We start from the raw sequence: 18,941 nt of genomic DNA, 5'->3' as shown, positions 1-18,941 counted from the left end.
CCGCTCAGCGCTGCCGGACGACCGGCGGATCGTAGGCCCGGATGGGCGGCAACTCGCCGTCGAACCGCTCGACGTCGACGAGCACGTGCTGACCCGTGCATCCGTGGGACAGCGACGACGTGCCGACGTCGGGGGTGAGCACGTTCGCGTTCCCGTGCACGCACATCGATCCGGGATCGGACGGATCCAGCGGGTCGTACCAGGCTCCCGTCGCGAGCTGGACGACGTTCGGCAGCAGACCGTCGTCGAGGACCACCCCGGCGAGGCACGAACCACGATCGTTGAAGACGCGGACGATGTCGCCGGCTTCCAGACCTCGCGCGGCAGCGTCGTCGGGACGCATCCGGATCGGTTCACGGCCACGGATCTTCGACGCCTGGCTCACCGAGCCGTGATCGAGCTGCCCGTGCAGGCGCGTGGCCGGCTGATTGGCGATCAGGTGCAGTGGGAACCGCTCGACCCGCGGGGAGCCGAGCCATTCGTCGGGTTCGTACCAGGTGGGGTGCCCGGCGCAGTCGTCGTAGCCGAACGAGTCGATATCGGCGGAGAAGATCTCGAGCAGTCCGCTGGGAGTCCGCAACGGGTTCGCCGCGGGATCGGACCGGAAGTCCTCGAAGAGGGTCAGATCGTCCTCGGTCCGCATCCGGACCGGTCCGCCGTACCAGAAGTCGTCGAAGGGCGGCGGGTCCTCGATGCGCCGGTCGTCGGCGAGGACGAAACCGCGCCACTGCTCGTAGAGGTGTTCGAGCCACTCCCGGGAGGTCCGGCCCTCGGTGAACTGCTCGCCGAAGCCGAGGCGGTGGGCGAGAGCGGTGCAGGTGTCGTAGTCGTCGCGGGCGTCGGCGAAGCGTGGGACGGCAGCCTGCATCGCGACGAGCAGCGGATCGTTGCGCGTGCACGTCAGGTCGTCGCGCTCGAGCGCCGTGGTCGACGGCACGACGATGTCGGCGTGCTTGGCCATCGGCGTCCAGTACGGGTCGTGGACGACGATCGTGTCGGGCCGTTGCAGGGCGCGGCGGAGCCGGCCGATGTCCTGGTGGTGGTGGAAGGGATTGCCACCCGCCCAGTACACGAGCCGGATGTCCGGGAAGGTCAGGCGACGGCCGTCGTAGTCGAATTGCTCCCCCGGCCGCAACAGCAGGTCGGAGATCGCGGCGACGGGGATGAAGTCCTCGACGTCGTTGTTGCCCTGGAACAGGGTGGGCAGCGGATACGGGACGGGCGCGAGACCGGGTTCGTTCATCGAACCGTAGCCGTGGCCGAAACCGCCCCCGGGAACGCCGAGTTGGCCGAGCATCGCGGCGAGGGTCACGCCCGCCCAGGGCGCCTGCTCGCCGTGCCGCACGCGTTGCAGCGACCATGTGACCGACACCAGGGTGCGGCCACGGGCCATGCGTCGCGCGAGGTCGACGAGGGTTCCCGCCGGGATGCCCGACAGTCCGGCGGCCCACTCGGGGGTCTTCGGGACGCCGTCGGTGCGGCCGAGCAGGTACTCCTCGAAGCGGTCGTAACCGGTGCAGTAGCGGTCGAGGAACTCACGGTCGGCCAGACCCTCGGTGGCCAGGACATAACCGAGGGCGAGCATGATCGCGACGTCGGTGCCCGGCCGGGGCGCGAGCCACTCGTGCTCACCGTGCACGTCGCTGCGGATCGGGCTGAACGAGACGATCCGTCCGCCGCGGGCCCGCATCCGGTCGAGGGCGTCGCGGGTGGGGTGATCGCTCGTGCCGCCGTCGTTGACGGCGGTGTTCTTCAGCGGGATCCCGCCGAAGCACACCATCAGATCGGTCTCGCGGGCGATGACCTCCCAGGAGGTCGAGCGCGCGAACAGTTTCCAGTGGGTGCCTACGACGTGCGGCATGATCACGCCGGTCGCGCCGAGCGAGTAGGAGTGCACCGAGCGGGTGTAGCCGCCGAACATCTTCAGGAAGCGGTGCACCTGGCTCTGTGCGTGGTGGAACCGGCCCGGGGCGGACCAGCCGTAGGAGCCGCCGAAGATCGCCCGGTTGCCGTGCCGGTCCTTTACGCGCTGCAGTTCGCCCCCGAGGATCTCGGTGAGTTCGTCCCACGAGACCGCGACGTACTCGTCGTCGCCGCGTCGTGTGCTCGGTCCCGGTCCGTTCTCGAGCCAGCCGCGACGGACGGCCGGACCGGCGATGCGAGCACGGTGCCGCACCGATCCGGGGATGTTCCCCAGGATCGGTGAGGGGTCGCGGTCCCCGGCGTAGGGCCGCACGGCGACGACCTCGCCGTCGCGTGCCTGCGCCGAGAACATCCCCCAGTGCGCCATCTGGGAGAACAGACGACCTTCTCCCTCGGGTGGCACCGCGCTCGTCGAGGTCACGTCAGGGCAGCGACGCGACGAGGGCTTCGACGTCGACCCGCGGTCCGGTGAAGAAGGGGGTCTCCTCCCGGACGTGCAGGCGCGCGTCGGTGGCACGCAGGTCGCGCATGAGATCGACGATGCGGTGCAGTTCCGGCGCCTCGAAGGCGAGGATCCACTCGTAGTCGCCGAGCGCGAAGGCCGGAACGGTGTTGGCGCGGACATCGGGGTAGCCGCGGGCCGCCATGCCGTGGTCGGCGAGCATCTTGCGACGCTGCTCGTCGGGCAGGAGGTACCACTCGTAGGACCGCACGAAGGGGTACACGCACACGTAGTTGCCCGGCTCCTCCCCCGCGATGAAGGCGGGCAGGTGGCTCTTGTTGAACTCCGCGGGTCGGTGCAGTGCGGTGTTCGACCAGACCGGGGTGCTCGCGCGGCCGAGGATCGTGGTGCGCCGGAAGTCGGCGTACAGCTTCTGCAGATCCTCGATGTGCTCGGCGTGCGTCCAGATCATGAAATCGGCGTCCGCGCGGGTGCCGGCCACATCGTAGATACCGCGCACGATCACGTCGGTGTCGTCGAAGCGGGCGAAGAACGCTTTCGCGTCCTCGATCGCCGCGGCGCGGTCGTCGCCGAGGACGCCGGGCCGGACCTGGAAGACCGACCACATCGTGTAACGGAGGGTGGAATTGAGCTTGTCGTAGTCGAGACGTGCCATGACGTTCATCCTTCCATTCGTGCAGTCAGGCGTGCGGCCGCAGCCGTGCCTGTTGCGACACATGCGGGTACACCCACACCGTGCAGCATCGCGCCGGCGACCTCGAGTCCGTCGATCCCTGCGATCTCGGCCTCGAAGGCGGCGACGATCTCGCCGTGGTGTTCGCGGTACTGCGGCAGCCCGCCGTGCCACCGCTGCACGAAGGCGGCCACCGGTTCGGCGTCGACTCCGGTGACGGTCGCGAGATCCGCGCGGGCCAGCGCAATCAGGTCGGCCTCGGACGCGTCGACGAGCGCGTCGTCGCCGAACCGTCCGAACGACGCACGCGCGAGTGCGACGGGACGTTCGGCGAGGTGCGGCCACTTGCGGCTCGACAGCGTGAAGGCCTTCGCCGACAGTTCCTCCCCCGTCGCGACGAGGATCCCGGAGTTCTGCGGCAGGCCGGCGTCGTGCGGCAACGCGAGCGCGACCACCACCGACGAGGCGAGCGGGATCTGCGCGGCGCACTGCGCGGCGGATCGGACACTGTCGGAGAGCAGCCGGGCGGCGTCCGGGGCGGGCACGGCGAGCACCACACCGTCGACCTCGCCGAGCGGATCGACCGACCACCGGCCACCGCTGCGCTTCAGTCCGGATGCGGCTGTGCCGTAGAGGAACTCGGCGTCGGCCTCGCGGACGAGGGCTTGGATCAGCACGCCGTAGCCCTCGCGCAGCGTCCCGAAGACCGGGGCGTCCGACTTCGGGGGCAGAGCGCGGGCGACGGCGTCGCTCAGGCTCGTCGCGCCGGCGTCGAGAGCCGCGGCGAGCGTCGGGACGGTGGCACGGACACCCGCGGTGTCGGACAGCCCCGAGTACACCCCACCGAGCAGGGGGTCGACGCTGCGCTGCACCACCTGCTCACCGAAGCGTGATCGGACGAGATCCGCGACGGAGACGTCGGAGTCCCGGTCCCAGTGGAACGGCACTGTGGGTTCGGCGGCAATGCGCGCCAGGGTCTCGTCGTCGACGAGACCCTCCACGGCCTGCGCCGAGGCGGGGATGCCCATGAGCGTGCCCGCCGGCAGCGGATGCAGTCGCGCGTCGGCGTACAGGAGCGGACGGGCAGCCGAAGGGTGGACGATGTGGGCGCTCAGGCCGAGTTCCTCGACGAGCGCGACCACCTCGGGTCGGCGTGCGATGAACGCCTCGGCGCCGACGTCGACAGGATCACCCGCGAGCGGGACCGTGCGGAGCTTGCCGCCGAGCCGCGACGATCGCTCGAGCACGACGATGCGGGCGGCGGCGCCGAGCGAACGACGCAGCCGATACGCGGCGACGAGCCCGCTGATCCCACCGCCGACGACCGCGACCGTCGGCGGGGTCACAGCGAATGCACCAGCTCGACCACTCGGGTGATGGCATCGGGATCGGTGTCGGGCAGCACGCCGTGACCGAGATTGAAGATGTGTCCGATGGCGCCGGTCTCGAGAGCACGGTCGGCCTCGGCGACGATGCGGCGCACCTCGCGTTCGACGACCTCCCGGCCCGCGAACAGAATCGCGGGGTCGAGGTTGCCCTGCAGGGCCTTGCCGGGGCCGACGCGGGTCGCGGCGACGTCGAGCGGGATGCGCCAGTCGACGCCGACCACGTCGGCGCCCGCCTCACCCATGGCGCCGAGGAGCTCACCGGTGCCGACACCGAAGTGGATGCGCGGCACCCCCGCACCGGCGATCTCGGCGAAGACACGCTCGGAGTGCGGCAGGACGTACTCGCGGTAGTCGGCGAGCGAGAGGGCGCCCGCCCACGAGTCGAAGAGCTGGACGGCGTCGACACCGGCGCCGATCTGCGCGCGCAGGAAGCCGATAGCGACATCGGTGAGCTTGCCGAGGAGCGCGTGCCAGGTCTTCGGGTCGGCGTGCATGAGCGCCTTGGTGTGCTCGTGGTTGCGGCTGGGTCCGCCCTCGACGAGATAGGACGCCAAGGTGAAGGGCGCCCCCGCGAAGCCGATGAGCGGGGTGTCGCCGAGTTCGCGGGTCAGCAGACCGACCGCGCGGGCGACCGCCCCGACCTCCTCGGCCTCGAGGGACGGCAGCGCGGCGACATCGGCGGCGGTACGGACGGGGTTCGCGACGACCGGGCCCGTCCCGGCGACGATGTCGAGGTCGATACCTGCCGCCTTGAGCGGGACGACGATGTCGGAGAACAGGATGGCAGCGTCGACCTTGTGCCGCCGCACCGGCTGCATCGTGATCTCGCAGACGAGCTCGGGGTCGAAGCACGATTCGAGCATGCCGACGCCGGCCCGGATCTCCCGGTACTCGGGCAGGGAGCGGCCCGCCTGGCGCATGAACCACACGGGCCGGTGGACGGGCCGCTCACCGCGCGCGGCCGCCAGCAGGGGCGCATGCGGCAGGATCCTTCGCGCGGGGTACTCCGCGGGCACCGCAGAGCCGACGTTCGTGTTCTCCAAGCCGGTCATCGATCCTCGTTCTTCGGGCACTGCGCGCCGTCGCGCAGGGCAGCGTCTGTCGGGTCCCGGACCGAGACGTGTGGCGCGGACCCGCTGCCCATGCTGCCACGACCGCGCCGCCCACCGGAATCGGCGCGCCTCCCGCGTGCGGTGCGTCACCGGCACTAACCTCCGCTCGGTGACCACCTCGCCCGCCGAGCCGGCCCGCTTCCGTTCCGCAGTCGATGCGATGAACGCGGCTACCGTGCGCCCGGAGATCGAGGTCGGGCCGATCCGACCCCCGCAACGGCTCGCTCCCTACAGCTATGCACTGGGCGCCGAGGTCCTGCACGACGAGACGGAGGGGGTGCCCGAGCAGTCGGAGGGCGACGCGTTCGGCCGTCTCATCCTGCTCTACGACCCCGACGGCGACGAGGCGTGGCACGGGACCACCCGGCTCGTCTCGTACATCCAGGCCGACGTCGACGAGAGCCTGGCAGCGGACTCGCTGCTGCCGGAGGTCGCGTGGAGTTGGCTCGTCGACGCCCTCGCCGCGCACGGTGAACCGCTCACGGCGCTGGGCGGCACGGTGACGGCGACGACCTCCGTGCGGTTCGGGGACATCGCGGGCCCGGGACGCGCCCACCAACTGGAACTGCGCGCGTCGTGGACTCCGCAGTCCGACATGCTGACCCTGCACGTGGAGGCGTTCTGTGACGTCCTCGCATATGCCGCGGGTCTGCCTCCGGCGGGGGTTGCGCGACTCCAGCGGTGAAAGCCGCTGCAATCCGACCGGATTTCTAGAACCTGTTCTACTCTTGATTCCATGCAGCGTCTCAGCGGGCTCGATGCCGGTTTCCTCTACCTCGAGACCCCCAGTCAGCTCCTCCACATCTGCGGGCTGATCGTGCTGGATCCGTCCACCGTCCCGGGCGGCTACGACTACGTGAGACTGCGCAACGAACTCGAAGCGCGCCTCACCGCCGTACCCCAGTTCCGGATGAAGCTCGCCGACAGCAGGTTCAACCTCGACCATCCGGTCTGGGTCGACGACCACGACTTCGACCTCGACCGGCACGTCCACCACGTCGGCGTGCCCGCCCCGGGCGGCCGGACCGAGCTCGCGGAGCTGTGCGGACACATCGCCGCGCAACCCCTGGATCGCTCCCGGCCACTATGGGAGATGTGGTTCGTCGACGGTCTCGACGACGGCAGGATCGCCGTCATCGCGAAAATGCATCACGCCGGAGTGGACGGGGTCTCCGGTGCCGCACTCATCGCGCAGCTGTGCAGCCTCGACCCGGCCGATCCCCGGCCCGAACCGGTGCAGTGGGGTGCCGGCGACGCGAACGATCTCGCCATCGCGATCGCCGGAGCCCTCAACGTCGCCCGCCGGCCTCTCCACCTGCTGCGGATCCTTCCCGGCGCGGTCACATCGCTGACCTCCTGGATCGCCCGCGCCCGACGCGGCGACGCCATGCCCGCGCCGTTCACGGCGCCGCGCACCCCGTTCAACTCCACCATCACCGGACACCGCACCGTCGGCTTCGCCGAGCTGAACCTCGACGACGTGAAGCTGGTGAAGAACGTCTTCGGCGTCACCGTCAACGACGTGGTGATGGCGGTGTGCGCCGGCGCGCTACGCCGATATCTGGAGCGGCGCAGCGAGCTGCCCGACTCCCCGCTCATCGGGATGATCCCGGTCTCGGTCCACGGCAGGTCGGATCGGCCGGGACGCAACCAGGTCTCGGCGATGTTCGCCGACCTCCACACACACATCGCCGACCCCGCAGAGCGGCTGCGGGCACTCTCGGAAGCGAACGCGGTGGCCAAGGAACACAACGCCGACCTCGGCGCGAACCTGCTGCAGGACTGGTCCCAGTTCCTCGGCGCGGCCGTGTTCGCCCCCGCGATGCGCGCCTACGCCGGACTGCGGCTCGCCGACCGGCACCCGGTGATCCACAACCTCGTGATCTCCAACGTGCCCGGACCTCCCGTGCCGCTGTACTTCCTGGGCGCCCGCATGACGGCGATGTACCCCTTCGGCCCGATCTTCCACGGCGCAGCGCTCAACATCACGGTGCTCTCCCTCGACGGCAGGCTCGACATCGGTCTGATCTCGTGTCCCGATCTCGTCCCCGACCTGTGGAAACTCGTCGACGACTTCTCCCCCGCCCTCGAGGACCTCATCCTCGCGGCCGGCGCGGAGAACGACGACATCCTCACATCGGATGTGGAGCGCGACGATGTCGTCTCGCAGGAGAGGTGACGGTGTTCTGAGGGGAGTTCGCGAGGCGTCGAGCGGGTCCGTGCGTGTCCACCGATCGGACGTTCCGGACAGGAACGGAATTGCACACGGGGACGACACCGCTAGAGTCACGCCCATGCCGGCACAGAACGACGAGGACGAGCAGAAGAGCACGAGCGTGACCACGGTGCCGCTCCTCGAACCCCGCGACGGCGTCCCGAAGGTCGTCACCACGGCGCGCGGGGTCGCCGACGCGGCAGCGATGCTCGCGCAGGGACACGGCCCGCTCGCCGTCGACGCCGAACGCGCATCGGGCTACCGCTACTCCGGGCGCGCCTATCTCGTACAGCTCCGTCGTGACGGCGCCGGCACGGTGCTGCTCGATCCCATTCCCACGCGGGACGACCTCGCTCCCCTGACCGAGGTGATCAACGACCTCGAATGGGTCCTGCATTCCGCCGACCAGGATCTCCCCGGCCTGGCCGAACTCGGACTCCGTCCGGCGAAGTTGTACGACACCGAACTCGCCGGTCGTCTCGCCGGATTCCCCCGCGTCGGTCTCGCCGCGATCGTGGCCGAGACCCTCGGCCTCGAACTGCGCAAGGGCCACGGTGCGGCGGACTGGTCGACGCGACCGCTTCCCGACTCGTGGCTCAACTACGCCGCACTCGACGTCGAACCGCTCGTCGAACTCCGCGACGCGATGGCGAGCGAACTCGAGCGGCAGAACAAGACCGAGTGGGCCGCTCAGGAATTCGAGCACATCCGGCTCGCGGGGCCGCCCGCTCCGAAGCCCGATCGGTGGCGGCGCACGTCCAAGATCCACGCGATCAAGGACCGACGCCGCTTGGCGATCGTCCGGGAACTGTGGACCACCCGCGACGAGATCGCCGCCCGGCGTGACATCGCCCCGGGGCGCATCCTTCCCGACTCCGCGATCATCGCCGCCGCGGAGGCGAATCCCACGAGCGTCGAACAGTTGCAGGAGCTTCCGGTTTTCGGCGGTCCGCGGCAGCGGCGTTCCTCCCGTGCGTGGTTCAACGCGATCGAGCGGGCCCGTGCACTGCCGGAGGACCGGCTCCCACCTCTCACGCCGCCCCTGACCGGGCCTCCCCCGGCCGGCCGGTGGTCGCGTCACCACCCTGAGGAGGCCGCACGTCTCGCCCTCGCGCGCGGCGAACTCACCGCTCTGAGCGAGGAAGTCGCCGTTCCCGTCGAGAACCTGATCAGCCCCGAACTCGTTCGGCGCCTGTGCTGGGACTGGGACGTCTCCGACGGGGCCGACGTCGAGGAGTACATCGACGGCCGCTTCGCCGAGGGCGGGGCACGGCCGTGGCAGCGCGCGCTGACCGTGCCGCGACTCGCGAAGGCCCTGACGGCGGAGAACTGATCTCCGCCGTCTGCTCTGCGTGCCATCTACTTCCGGCGGCTGCCGCGTCCTGGACATCACATCAAGGCCGAAGAACCGCTCGTACACGTCGCGGCCGCCGTGGAACATCACCGCGGCGATCCACAACTGGAGCCTCGGATCGAAGGCGTTGTATCCGTCGGAGCGGACCGGTGCGTGGGCGCGGTCGACGAAACGCACCACCCTGCGCCGTTCCTCGTCGTCGCCGAACGCCACGAGGAAGATGTACGCGCTCGTGTTCCGGAAAGGTGTGACGGGGTCGATGAGCGCCCTGCTGTGTTCCACCACACCGTGCTCTACCGGAGGCAGAGCGATCTCCATGAGGAACCTCCGGGTGAGGTCGGCGGGAACGCCGCTTCACCCACCACACCCCGTACGGTCGCGTCCGGTCGTCGCCGAGTCATGGAACAGGACTGTATTTCCAGATCGCACGGTGTCAAGCGGAGGTCCTCACCGCTTGGGAAGGTCGCAGACAGAGCGACGGCGCGGAGAGAATATTTCTTAACTTCTTACCCACTCGGAGGCGTCGCCACACTCCATGCCGCGTTCGAAGTCCGCCTTGTGGGCGAGTTCTCGCCGGAAACGTCGAGTCGGCCGTTCACCCCGGCGTAATGTTCCCCTGAAGAAAACACACTGTGTCCAACCCTTTTCCCGCTCTCGCGGCCAGTCCGATCCAGGAGTTCCTCGGTGACCCAACCATCGACCGCACACGCCGCGAAAGTCATCGCCGTGACCGTCGCGGCGGCCGTGGGCGGTTTCCTGTTCGGCTTCGACAGCTCGGTCATCAACGGCGCCGTCGACTCCATCCAGGACAACTTCGCGCTCAGTTCGTTCGTGACCGGTTTCGCCGTCGCCATCGCCCTGCTCGGTTGTGCCGTCGGCGCGTGGTTCGCCGGACGCCTCGCCGACAGTTGGGGCCGCAAGCGGGTGATGCTCCTCGGCTCCGCCCTGTTCGTCATCTCGTCGATCGGGTCCGGTCTGGCCTTCAGCGTTCCCGATCTCATGCTGTGGCGTGTGCTCGGCGGCCTCGGCATCGGTATCGCGTCGGTCATCGCACCGACCTACATCTCCGAGATCGCACCCGCTCGCTACCGTGGCGCCCTCGCATCACTGCAGCAGCTCGCCATCACTCTCGGCATCTTCGCGGCCCTGCTGTCCGACGCGGTGCTGCAGAACGCCGCCGGTGGAGCGTCGAACGAGCTGTGGTGGAATCTCGAGGCCTGGCGGTGGATGTTCCTCGTCGGCGTCGCGCCTGCCGTCCTCTACGGTGTACTGGCGCTGACGATCCCGGAGTCCCCCCGCTATCTCGTCGGCAAGGACATGGACGAAGAGGCTGCGGCCGTCCTGGCCAACGTCACGGGCGAGCTCCGGCCCGACGAGCGTGTCCGCGAGATCCGGCTGACGCTGCGACGCGAGTCGAAGGCGTCCTTCGGCGACATCCGCGGCCCGGTCTTCGGTCTGCAGCCGCTGGTGTGGGTCGGCATCACGATGGCCGTCTTCCAGCAGTTCGTCGGTATCAACGCGATCTTCTACTACTCGACGACACTGTGGAAGTCGGTGGGCTTCACCGAGAACCAGTCGTTCACGACCTCGGTGATCACCGCCGTGATCAACGTGGTCATGACGTTCGTCGCGATCCTGTTCGTCGACAAGATCGGTCGCCGTCCGCTGTTGATGACCGGTTCGATCGGCATGTTCGTCAGCCTGCTGCTCGCCGCGATCGCCTTCTCGCAGGCGGTCGGCAGCGGTGAGGACGTCGAACTTCCGGCACCGTGGGGTGCGCTCGCCCTCGTCGGCGCGAACGCCTTCGTGATCTTCTTCGCCGCCACCTGGGGTCCGATCATGTGGGTGATGCTCGGCGAGATGTTCCCGAACCGCATGCGCGCGGTGGCCCTCGGTATCAGCACCGCCGCCAACTGGATCGCGAATTTCACGGTGACACTGGCGTTCCCACCACTCACCTCCGCGGTCGGTCTGTGGTTCCTGTACGGACTGTTCGCGTTCTTCGCCCTGCTGTCGTTCTTCTTCGTCAAGGCCAAGATCCCCGAGACCAAGGGCATGGAACTCGAGGAGATGCAGAGCTAGCCGATACAGACGCCAGGGGCGGTATCCGGATCACCGGATACCGCCCCTGGCGTTTGCTCACCTGCGTCGGTCGGACTCAGCCCGCTTCGCGGTCGGACTGCTCGACCGCCGACGGTCGCGATCGCTCCTCGGGTTCGCTGTCGAGGCCGGCGACCCAGCCGGTGACCTGACGCGCCACGTCCTGGGCAGTCAGACCGAGTTCGGCGTGGATCTCGTTGCGGGAGGCGTGATCGAGGAACTTCTGCGGCACCCCGAGATCGCGGGCGGGCACGTCGACGCCGTTGCGGCGCAACGCGGCGGAGACCGCCGAGCCGACACCACCGTGGAGGCCGCTGTCCTCGATTGTGACGACGATCCGGAAGCCGCGTGCGAGGTCGACCACCGCGTCGGGCACGGGGAACACCCATCGCGGGTCGACGACCGCGGCGTCGATGCCCTGCCTGGAAAGACGATCGGCGACGTCGAGCGCGAGACCGGCGAAGGCGCCGACCGCGACGATCAGTGCGTCGCCGCACCGCGACGGCGGCATCCGCAGCACGTCGACCGTGCCGTCGAGACGCTCGATCGCCGGGATATCTTCTCCCACCGAGCCTTTGGGGAACCGGAGGACGGTCGGGCCGTCGGAGACGTCGAGCGCCTCACCGAGTTCCTCTCGCAGCGTCGCCCCGTCGCGCGGAGCGGCGACCCGGATGCCGGGAACGATTCCCAGCAGGGACAGATCCCACATGCCGTTGTGACTGGCCCCGTCGGAACCCGTGACGCCCGCCCGGTCGAGCACCACGGTGACCGGCTGCCGAAGCAGTGCGACGTCCATGAGCAGCTGGTCGAAGGCGCGGTTGAGGAAGGTCGAGTAGACGGCGACGACGGGATGCATTCCGCCGAGCGCGAGACCCGCCGCCGACGTCACCGCGTGCTGTTCGGCAATGCCGACGTCGAAGGTGCGCTCGGGGAACCGTTCGCCGAACTTGGCGAGGCCGGTCGGTCCGGGCATCGCGGCGGTGATCGCCACGACGTCCTCCCGCTTCTCCCCCAGCGCGATGAGTTCGTCGGAGAAGACCGACGTCCAGTCGGGAGCGGAGGCGGACTTCGCCCGACCCGTGCGCGGATCCATCACGCCGGTGGCGTGCATCTGATCGGCGAGGTGGTTCTCGGCGGGCGCGTAGCCCGCTCCCTTGCGGGTGACGGCGTGGACGAGGACCGGACCGCCGTACGCCTTCGCGCGACGCAGCGCCGATTCCATCGCCTGCTCGTCGTGCCCGTCGACCGGGCCGAGATACTTGATGCCCAGATCGGTGAAGAGCACCTGCGGGCTGACCGCGTCCTTCACACCGGCCTTCATGCCGTGCAGCACCGAGTAGGCCGCCGAGCCGATCCAGGGGATCCGCTTGACGATGCGCCGACTGTTGTCGAGCACCTTCTCGTAGCCGGGCTTGAGGCGCAGCGCCGCGAGGTGCTCGGCGAGACCGCCGATCGTGGGCGCGTAGGAGCGGCCGTTGTCGTTGACGACGATCACCATCGAACGGTTCTGCCCGGCGGCGATGTTGTTGAGCGCCTCCCAGCACATACCGCCGGTCAGCGCGCCGTCGCCCACCACGGCCACCACGGTCCGATCGGACTGTCCGGACAGCGAATAGGCCTTGGCGAGTCCGTCGGCGTACGACAGGGCCGCCGAGGCGTGCGACGACTCGATCCAGTCGTGTTCGCTCTCCGCGCGGCACGGGTAGCCGGACAACCCGCCTTTCTGCCGGAGACCGTCGAACTCGTCGCGACGACCGGTGAGGATCTTGTGGACGTAGGCCTGGTGACCGGTGTCGAAGAGGATCGGATCGCGTGGCGAATCGAACACCCGGTGCAGAGCGATGGTCAGCTCGACGACGCCGAGATTGGGACCGAGGTGACCGCCGGTCGCCGCGACCTTCTCGACCAGGAATTCCCGGATCTCCCCCGCGAGCTCGGTGAGCTCCACAGGAGAGAGTCGACGTAGATCGTCGGGCGACTGGATGCGGGACAGAACACCCAACTGGAACAGCTCCCTCCGGCTCGTGCCTCACGCTCGTCGCGCGAGTGATTTCCTCAGTCTACGGAGCGCGGGAACGGAGCGTCTCCCGCCACCGCCTCGCTTCCGCGTGATCTCCTGGTCACCGGCGGACGGATCGTCCGCCGGTGAGCGAGGTCACCCTCACGAGGAGATGTCGGCGCGATCGGCCGGCGACTTCTCCTCGACGAGGTCGATGGTGGTGCGCAACGCCTGGTTCGGGATCAGCACCACTGCCACCAGGGTAACGACCGCGAACGCCGCCGCCACGAGGAAGAGGGTCGCCGTCGCGTCGCCGTAGGCGGCACGGATGACTTCGGCCACCGGCTCGGGCAGCTGGGAGAAATCGAGGCTTCCACCCGATCCGCCGCCGGAGGTGTCCACACCGAGCTTCGCGAGACCGTCGGCGGAGATCGTCGCGACACGGGACGCGAGGATCGAACCGAGCACCGACACACCGATCGCGCCACCGAAGGTGCGGAAGAAGGCGACCGAGCTGCTTGCGGCGCCGATGTTGCGCACGCTCACGGTGTTCTGCACGGCGAGGACGAGGTTCTGCATCAGCATGCCGGTGCCCAGACCCACGATCGCGATGTACACGCTGATCAGCGTGAGCGAGGTGAGGTGGTCGACCGTGCCGAGCAGGCCGAAACCGACCATCTGCAGGATCGCGCCGCCGATCAGGAAGCCCTTCCACTTGCCGAAGCGCGTGATGAGCCCACCGGAGAGCATCGACGAGACGAGCGTGCCGGCGACCATCGGGATGGTGAGCAGACCGGCGACCGTCGGGCTGTAGGCCCGCGAGGTCTGGAAGTACTGGCCGAGGAAGGTGGTGGCGCCGAACAGACCGATACCGACGGCCACGGACGCGATGATCGCGAGACCGGTGGTGCGTTCGGTGACGATCTTCAGCGGGATGATCGGATCGGCGACCTTCGTCTCGACGATCAACGTCGCGACGAGCAGGACGATGCCGGCACCGACGTACAGGGCGGACTCGACCGAGATCCACTCGTAGTAGCCGGCCTTGCCGGCGAAGGACACCCAGACGAGCAGGACGCTCACCGCGGCGGTGATGAGCGTGGCGCCGAACCAGTCGATGCTCACGTTCTCCTTGCGGACGGTCGTGACATGCAGCGTGCGCTGCAGCAGGATCAGCGCGACAACGGCGATCGGAACGCAGACGTAGAAGCACCAGCGCCAGCCGAGGAGGTCGACGATGACACCACCGAGCACGGGTCCACCCGACATGGCGACGGCCATGACGGCGCCCATGTAGCCGGAGTACCGGCCACGCTGGCGGGGCGGGATGATGCTGCCGATGATCGCGACGACGAGAGCGGTCAGACCACCCATGCCGATGCCCTGGATCACGCGGGCGGCGAGCAGGACCGGCACGTTGTGCGCGATACCGGCCAGGACCGAGCCGATCACGAAGACCAGGATCCCGAGCTGGACGAGCAGCTTCTTGTTGAACAGGTCGGCGAACTTGCCCCAGATGGGCGTCGACGCGGCGTTCGCCAGCAGCGCCGTCGTGATGACCCAGGCGTACTGGGTCTGCGTGCCGTTCAGATCCGCGATGATCGTCGGCAGGGCGGTCGAGACGATGGTGCTGCTCAGCAGCGCCGTGAAGAGGGCGGCGAGGAGGCCCGACAGCACGACGAGGATCTCGCGGTGCGTCATCTGCTCCTCGGCTGCCGGAGCATCCGGCTGCGCTCCCTGTCCGGAGACTGTGGTCATGAATTGGTCCTTCGAGTATCGATGACGAGCGGAGCCAGGGAGGAGGTGAGACGTTCGAGCGTCGTGATGGCGCCTGCGATCTCGTCCTCGTGCCAGTCCGAGAGTTCTGCGGAGAGCCGTTCGGTCCGGCGCTTCTTCACGATGTCGAGGATCTCGATACCCGCGACCGAACAACTCACCCGATGAGCACGACGATCGTCGGGATCGGGATGTCGATCCACGAGGCCTCGCTCGACGAGTTCGGCGATCTGTCTGCTCAACGACGACTGGCTGACGCACATTTCGACGGCGAGCTCGCTGGGCCGGCACTCCCCCATCCGTGCGAGCACGAACAGCACCGCGACGAGCGCGGAAGGAAGCACATCGGTGTCGTGGTGCACGAGTGCACCGCGCAGCGTGCGACCGAACATGAAGATGGCGTCGGCGAGTTCGTGGGCCTGAGCCTTTTCCGGCACAGCGAACCTCCGTCGGAATGAACTAATTGATTACGTCATGCAACTATACAGATTAGTTGCGTACTACAAGCAATCTCTTTTCACGTCACACCAACTGTTGGATGCGGCGCTCGTCACACCTCGCCCCGAGCGGGTGCGACGGGAACCCGGTTCAACGGGTGAACAGTCCGATGCACTCCACGTGATGGGTGGAGGGGAACGCCGCGAAGGCCCGGACGTCCGCCAACTCGAATCCGTGGTCCCGGTACAGCCCCACGTCACGACCGAAGGACGCGGGATCGCAGCCCACGTGGATGATCCGGCGCGGTCCCGCTGCTGCCACGGCGGCCACCACGTCCTTGCCCGCCCCCGCCCGCGGCGGGTCGAGGACGACCACCTCGGGAGCCGGCAGATCGGGAATCACCCGCTCCACGCGCCCGTGACGGAAGGACACCTGGCCGAGGTCGGCGAGCGCCTCGATCCCGTCGTCCACGGCGGTCTTCGACGACTCGACCGACACCACCCGACCGGACGGACCGACCTGCTCTGCGAGCACGGCCGCGAAGACCCCCACTCCGCCGTACAGATCCCATGCCGTCGCACCCTCCGAGGTCTGCGCCCAGTCGGCCACCGCAGCCGAATAGGTCGACGCGGCACCGCGGTGGGCCTGCCAGAAACCGGTCGGCGCCAACCGCCACTCGCGTTCGCCGACCCGCTCGACCACACGTCCCGAGCCTTCGATCACCTTCTCCGGACGGCGCGCGTTCACCGCCGCCCGCCGCGACGCCGCGCCGCGCCGGCCCTGCCGTCGCGCACCACCCGAGAGGACCGGAGGTGCGATCTCCACCACGTGCCGCCGGCCGTCCGCGTCGAGTACGACCTGCAGCTCCGCTCCCGGCTGCCACACACGATCGGTGAGGCCGACGTAGGCGTGCGGATCGATCTGCGGGCACGCCAGTTCCGGAACGACCTCGTTGCTGCGGTACCGGCGGTATCCCGGGTTCCCCACCACGTCCACCGCGAGCCGGACCCGGGTGCGCCACAGGGTGCCGTTGGACGCACCGCCCGGCACCTCCTCGACGGTCACCTCGCGGTCCACCCCACCGAGCCGGCGCAGCTGCTCGGCCACCACCGCGCCCGTGAAACGGCGTTGCGCCTCGACGGTCATGTGCGCGAGGTCGCAGCAACCCGCCCCTCCCGGACCGGAGATCGGGCAGACCCGATCGACGCGGTCCTCGGACGCCTCGAGCACGTCCTCCACGTCGGCGAAGCAGAACGACCCGCCCCGATCCTCGGTGACCCGAGCGAAGACACGCTCCCCCGGCAGTCCGTGCCGCACGAACACGACGCGCCCCTCGAACCGCGCGACACACGCACCACCGTGGGCGGGATTGCCGAGGATCACCTCGATCCTCCGGCCGGACCAATCCGTACGCGGGTGTGCCTGACGATTCACCGCGGTTCCTCCTCGTTGTCCAACTGTCGATCCTGCCCGTTGGGGGCGGCCCGCCCCACCGCACCGGCGTCCGCGGACGAGCGCAGCTGCCAGGGCACACTCGTCACCATCACCCCCGGCTGGAAGAGGAGCCGGCTCTTGAGCCGCAGGGCGCTCTGGTTGTGGAGCAGTTGCTCCCACCAGTGCCCCACCACGTACTCGGGGATGAAGACGGTCACGACGTCGCGGGGAGAATCGCGCCGCACCCGGCGGACGTAGTCGAGGACGGGCCGCGTGATCTCCCGGTAGGGCGACTCGACGACCTTCAACGGCACGGTGAGATCGCTCTTCTCCCATTCGAGTACGAGACGCCGGGTGCTCTCGTCGTCGACGTTCACGGTGATCGCCTCGAGGGTGTCGGGGCGGGTCGCCCGCGCGTAGGCGAGGGCGCGCATCGTGGGCAGGTGCAAGGTCGAGACGAGCACGATCGAATGGGTGCGGCTGGGCAGCACCCCGTCCCAGTCCGCCCTCTCGAGTTCGGCGGCGACCGTGTCGTAGTGGTGCCGGATCGCCTTCATGAGCCCGAACGCGACGACCATGGTCACCACTGCGATCCACGCCCCGGCGACGAACTTGCCCGTCAGCACGACCAGCAGCACCACCGACGTGGAGACGCACCCGACGCCGTTGATCAGCCGCGACCGCGCCATGCGGCCCAGCGCCGACGGATCCGTCTCGGTGCTCAGTTCCCGCGTCCAGTGCCGCACCATGCCGGCCTGCCCCAGGCTGAACGCGACGAACACACCCACGATGTACAGCTGGATGAGCCGGGTGACCTCGGCCTCGAAGACCCACACGAAGACGACGGCGATCCCGGCGAGGAAGAGGATGCCGTTGCTGAAGGCGAGCCGGTCGCCGCGGGTGTGGAACTGGCGCGGCAGGTAACGGTTCTGCGCGAGAACCGAACCGAGCACCGGGAATCCGTTGAAGGCCGTGTTGGCGGCGAGCACGAGGATCACGGCGGTGACGATCGTGATCAGGACGAACGCGGCCGGCACCCCCTCGAAGACGGTGTGCGCCAGCTGGGAGAGCAGCGTCTTCTGCTCGTAACCCTCGGGTGCACCGCGCAGCTGGGTGTCGGGATGCTCGGCCACCACCACACCGAGCCGCTCGGCGAGGAAGACCACCCCGAGGAACAGCGTGACGGCGATGCCACCGAGCACCAGCAGGGTCGTCGCGGCGTTGCGTGCCTTCGGCTTCTTGAAGGCCGGCACCCCCGTGCTGATCGCCTCGACACCCGTCAGCGCCGCGCAACCGGACGAGAAGGCGCGCGCGAGTAGGAGGACGAAGGCGAGCGCGGTCAGATCCGTCTGCTCGGCGACGAGTTCGAAGTCCGCCGACTCCGCACGCAGGTCGTCGCCGAGGACGAAGATCCGGAACATCCCGGCCCCGAGCATCACCAGCATGCAGCCCACGAAGGTGTAGGTGAGCACGGCGAACGCCCGGCCGGCGCGCCGGATTCCGCGCAGGTTCACCGCGGTGAGCAGCACGATCGCGACGACGACGAAGAGCACCTTGTGCCGGGCGACGAACGGGACGGCCGATCCGACCGTCGCCGCCGCGGACGACAGCGACACCGCGACCGTCAGGACGTAGTCGACGAGCAGCGCACTGCCGACGGTCAGCCCTGCCGTGGGCCCGAGATTCTTCGTGGCGACCTCGTAGTCGCCGCCGCCGGACGGGTAGGCGCGCACGGTCTGGCGGTAGCCGGCGACCACGATCACGAGCACGAAGGCGACAGCGAGTCCGATCCACGGCGAGAAGGCGTAGGCGGACAACCCCGCGACGGAGAGGACGAGGAAGATCTCCTCGGGTGCGTAGGCGACCGACGACAGCGCGTCGGAGGCGAAGACCGGCAGTGCGGTGCGCTTGGGCAGCAACTCGTGCCCGAGAGTGTCGCTGCGGAAGGGGCGACCCAGCACGAGCCGCTTCGCCGCGGTGGAAAGCTTGGACACGCGCAAAGCCTATGCGGTTCCGGCCCCGAAGTACCCCTCGGCCGGGTCACGACCTCTCGAAGATCGTCACGC

At 68.9% G+C, this 18,941-nt stretch carries 13 protein-coding genes and 1 pseudogene; 4 read left to right on the top strand and 10 right to left on the bottom strand.

Features of this window, described 5'->3' with window-relative positions:
• Positions 1 to 4: 4 nt before the first annotated feature.
• Genes RBB84_RS06095 through hemE form a run of 4 tightly spaced genes read right to left on the bottom strand, consistent with a single transcriptional unit; the run spans position 5 to position 5,499 of the window.
• On the bottom strand, positions 5 to 2,290 hold the full coding sequence (locus RBB84_RS06095) for a molybdopterin-dependent oxidoreductase (protein WP_350247640.1): 2,286 nt from the start codon (positions 2,288 to 2,290) through the stop codon (positions 5 to 7).
• Positions 2,291 to 2,345: 55 nt separating this feature from the next.
• Positions 2,346 to 3,041 (bottom strand): hydrogen peroxide-dependent heme synthase, encoded by a 696-nt coding sequence (gene hemQ, locus RBB84_RS06090; RefSeq protein ID WP_024100734.1) that lies wholly within the window; start codon positions 3,039 to 3,041, stop codon positions 2,346 to 2,348.
• 5 nt (positions 3,042 to 3,046) lie between these two features.
• Positions 3,047 to 4,405, bottom strand: coding sequence for a protoporphyrinogen oxidase (locus RBB84_RS06085; protein WP_064256218.1), 1,359 nt, complete (start codon positions 4,403 to 4,405; stop codon positions 3,047 to 3,049).
• Positions 4,402 to 5,499, bottom strand: a complete 1,098-nt coding sequence (hemE, locus tag RBB84_RS06080) for a uroporphyrinogen decarboxylase (protein WP_064256219.1) — start codon at positions 5,497 to 5,499, stop codon at positions 4,402 to 4,404. Before hemE ends, RBB84_RS06085 begins: the two co-directional genes overlap by 4 nt.
• A gap of 169 nt (positions 5,500 to 5,668) precedes the next feature.
• Between hemE and RBB84_RS06075 the strand changes: the two genes are divergently transcribed.
• The 3 genes from RBB84_RS06075 to RBB84_RS06065 all read left to right on the top strand — a co-directional run bounded on the left by RBB84_RS06075 (position 5,669) and on the right by RBB84_RS06065 (position 9,107).
• The gene (locus RBB84_RS06075; protein WP_024100732.1) at positions 5,669 to 6,244 is read left to right on the top strand and encodes a DUF3000 domain-containing protein; all 576 of its coding nucleotides are present in this window, start codon (positions 5,669 to 5,671) and stop codon (positions 6,242 to 6,244) included.
• Between the two features lie 51 nt (positions 6,245 to 6,295).
• Positions 6,296 to 7,738 carry a wax ester/triacylglycerol synthase family O-acyltransferase gene (locus RBB84_RS06070; RefSeq protein WP_019289223.1) on the top strand — a complete coding sequence of 481 codons (1,443 nt, stop codon included), beginning with the start codon at positions 6,296 to 6,298 and terminating at the stop codon, positions 7,736 to 7,738.
• Positions 7,739 to 7,853: 115 nt separating this feature from the next.
• A complete protein-coding gene (locus RBB84_RS06065; protein ID WP_064256220.1) occupies positions 7,854 to 9,107 on the top strand; it encodes a ribonuclease D in 1,254 nt (417 codons plus the stop codon).
• 123 nt (positions 9,108 to 9,230) lie between these two features.
• Here the strand turns inward: RBB84_RS06065 and RBB84_RS06060 are convergent.
• Positions 9,231 to 9,446 (bottom strand): annotated as a pseudogene (locus RBB84_RS06060) (oxygenase MpaB family protein); the annotation flags it as partial.
• 366 nt (positions 9,447 to 9,812) lie between these two features.
• Between RBB84_RS06060 and RBB84_RS06055 the strand changes: the two are divergent.
• Positions 9,813 to 11,210, top strand: a complete 1,398-nt coding sequence (locus RBB84_RS06055; RefSeq protein ID WP_024100730.1) for a sugar porter family MFS transporter — start codon at positions 9,813 to 9,815, stop codon at positions 11,208 to 11,210.
• Positions 11,211 to 11,286: 76 nt separating this feature from the next.
• On the opposite strand, the gene dxs is transcribed toward RBB84_RS06055, so the two are convergent.
• From dxs to RBB84_RS06030, 5 genes are all read right to left on the bottom strand, one after another.
• Positions 11,287 to 13,230, bottom strand: coding sequence for a 1-deoxy-D-xylulose-5-phosphate synthase (gene dxs, locus RBB84_RS06050; protein WP_072740497.1), 1,944 nt, complete (start codon positions 13,228 to 13,230; stop codon positions 11,287 to 11,289).
• Between the two features lie 159 nt (positions 13,231 to 13,389).
• Complete coding sequence (locus RBB84_RS06045) at positions 13,390 to 14,985, bottom strand: MDR family MFS transporter (protein ID WP_006551358.1); 1,596 nt, start codon at positions 14,983 to 14,985, stop codon at positions 13,390 to 13,392.
• The gene (locus RBB84_RS06040) at positions 14,982 to 15,440 is read right to left on the bottom strand and encodes a MarR family transcriptional regulator (RefSeq protein WP_006551357.1); all 459 of its coding nucleotides are present in this window, start codon (positions 15,438 to 15,440) and stop codon (positions 14,982 to 14,984) included. Before RBB84_RS06040 ends, RBB84_RS06045 begins: the two co-directional genes overlap by 4 nt.
• Positions 15,441 to 15,591: 151 nt before the next feature.
• Positions 15,592 to 16,875 (bottom strand): TRAM domain-containing protein, encoded by a 1,284-nt coding sequence (locus RBB84_RS06035; RefSeq protein ID WP_064256221.1) that lies wholly within the window; start codon positions 16,873 to 16,875, stop codon positions 15,592 to 15,594.
• Positions 16,872 to 18,869, bottom strand: coding sequence for an APC family permease (locus RBB84_RS06030; protein WP_064256222.1), 1,998 nt, complete (start codon positions 18,867 to 18,869; stop codon positions 16,872 to 16,874). Before RBB84_RS06030 ends, RBB84_RS06035 begins: the two co-directional genes overlap by 4 nt.
• Positions 18,870 to 18,941: the final 72 nt, after the last annotated feature.

It is taken from the genome of Rhodococcus sp. D-6 (genome assembly GCF_040256695.1).
GTDB lineage: Bacteria > Actinomycetota > Actinomycetes > Mycobacteriales > Mycobacteriaceae > Rhodococcus > Rhodococcus pyridinivorans.
Note: the sequence above shows the minus strand (reverse complement) of the source record. Positions and strands in the feature narration are given on the sequence as shown.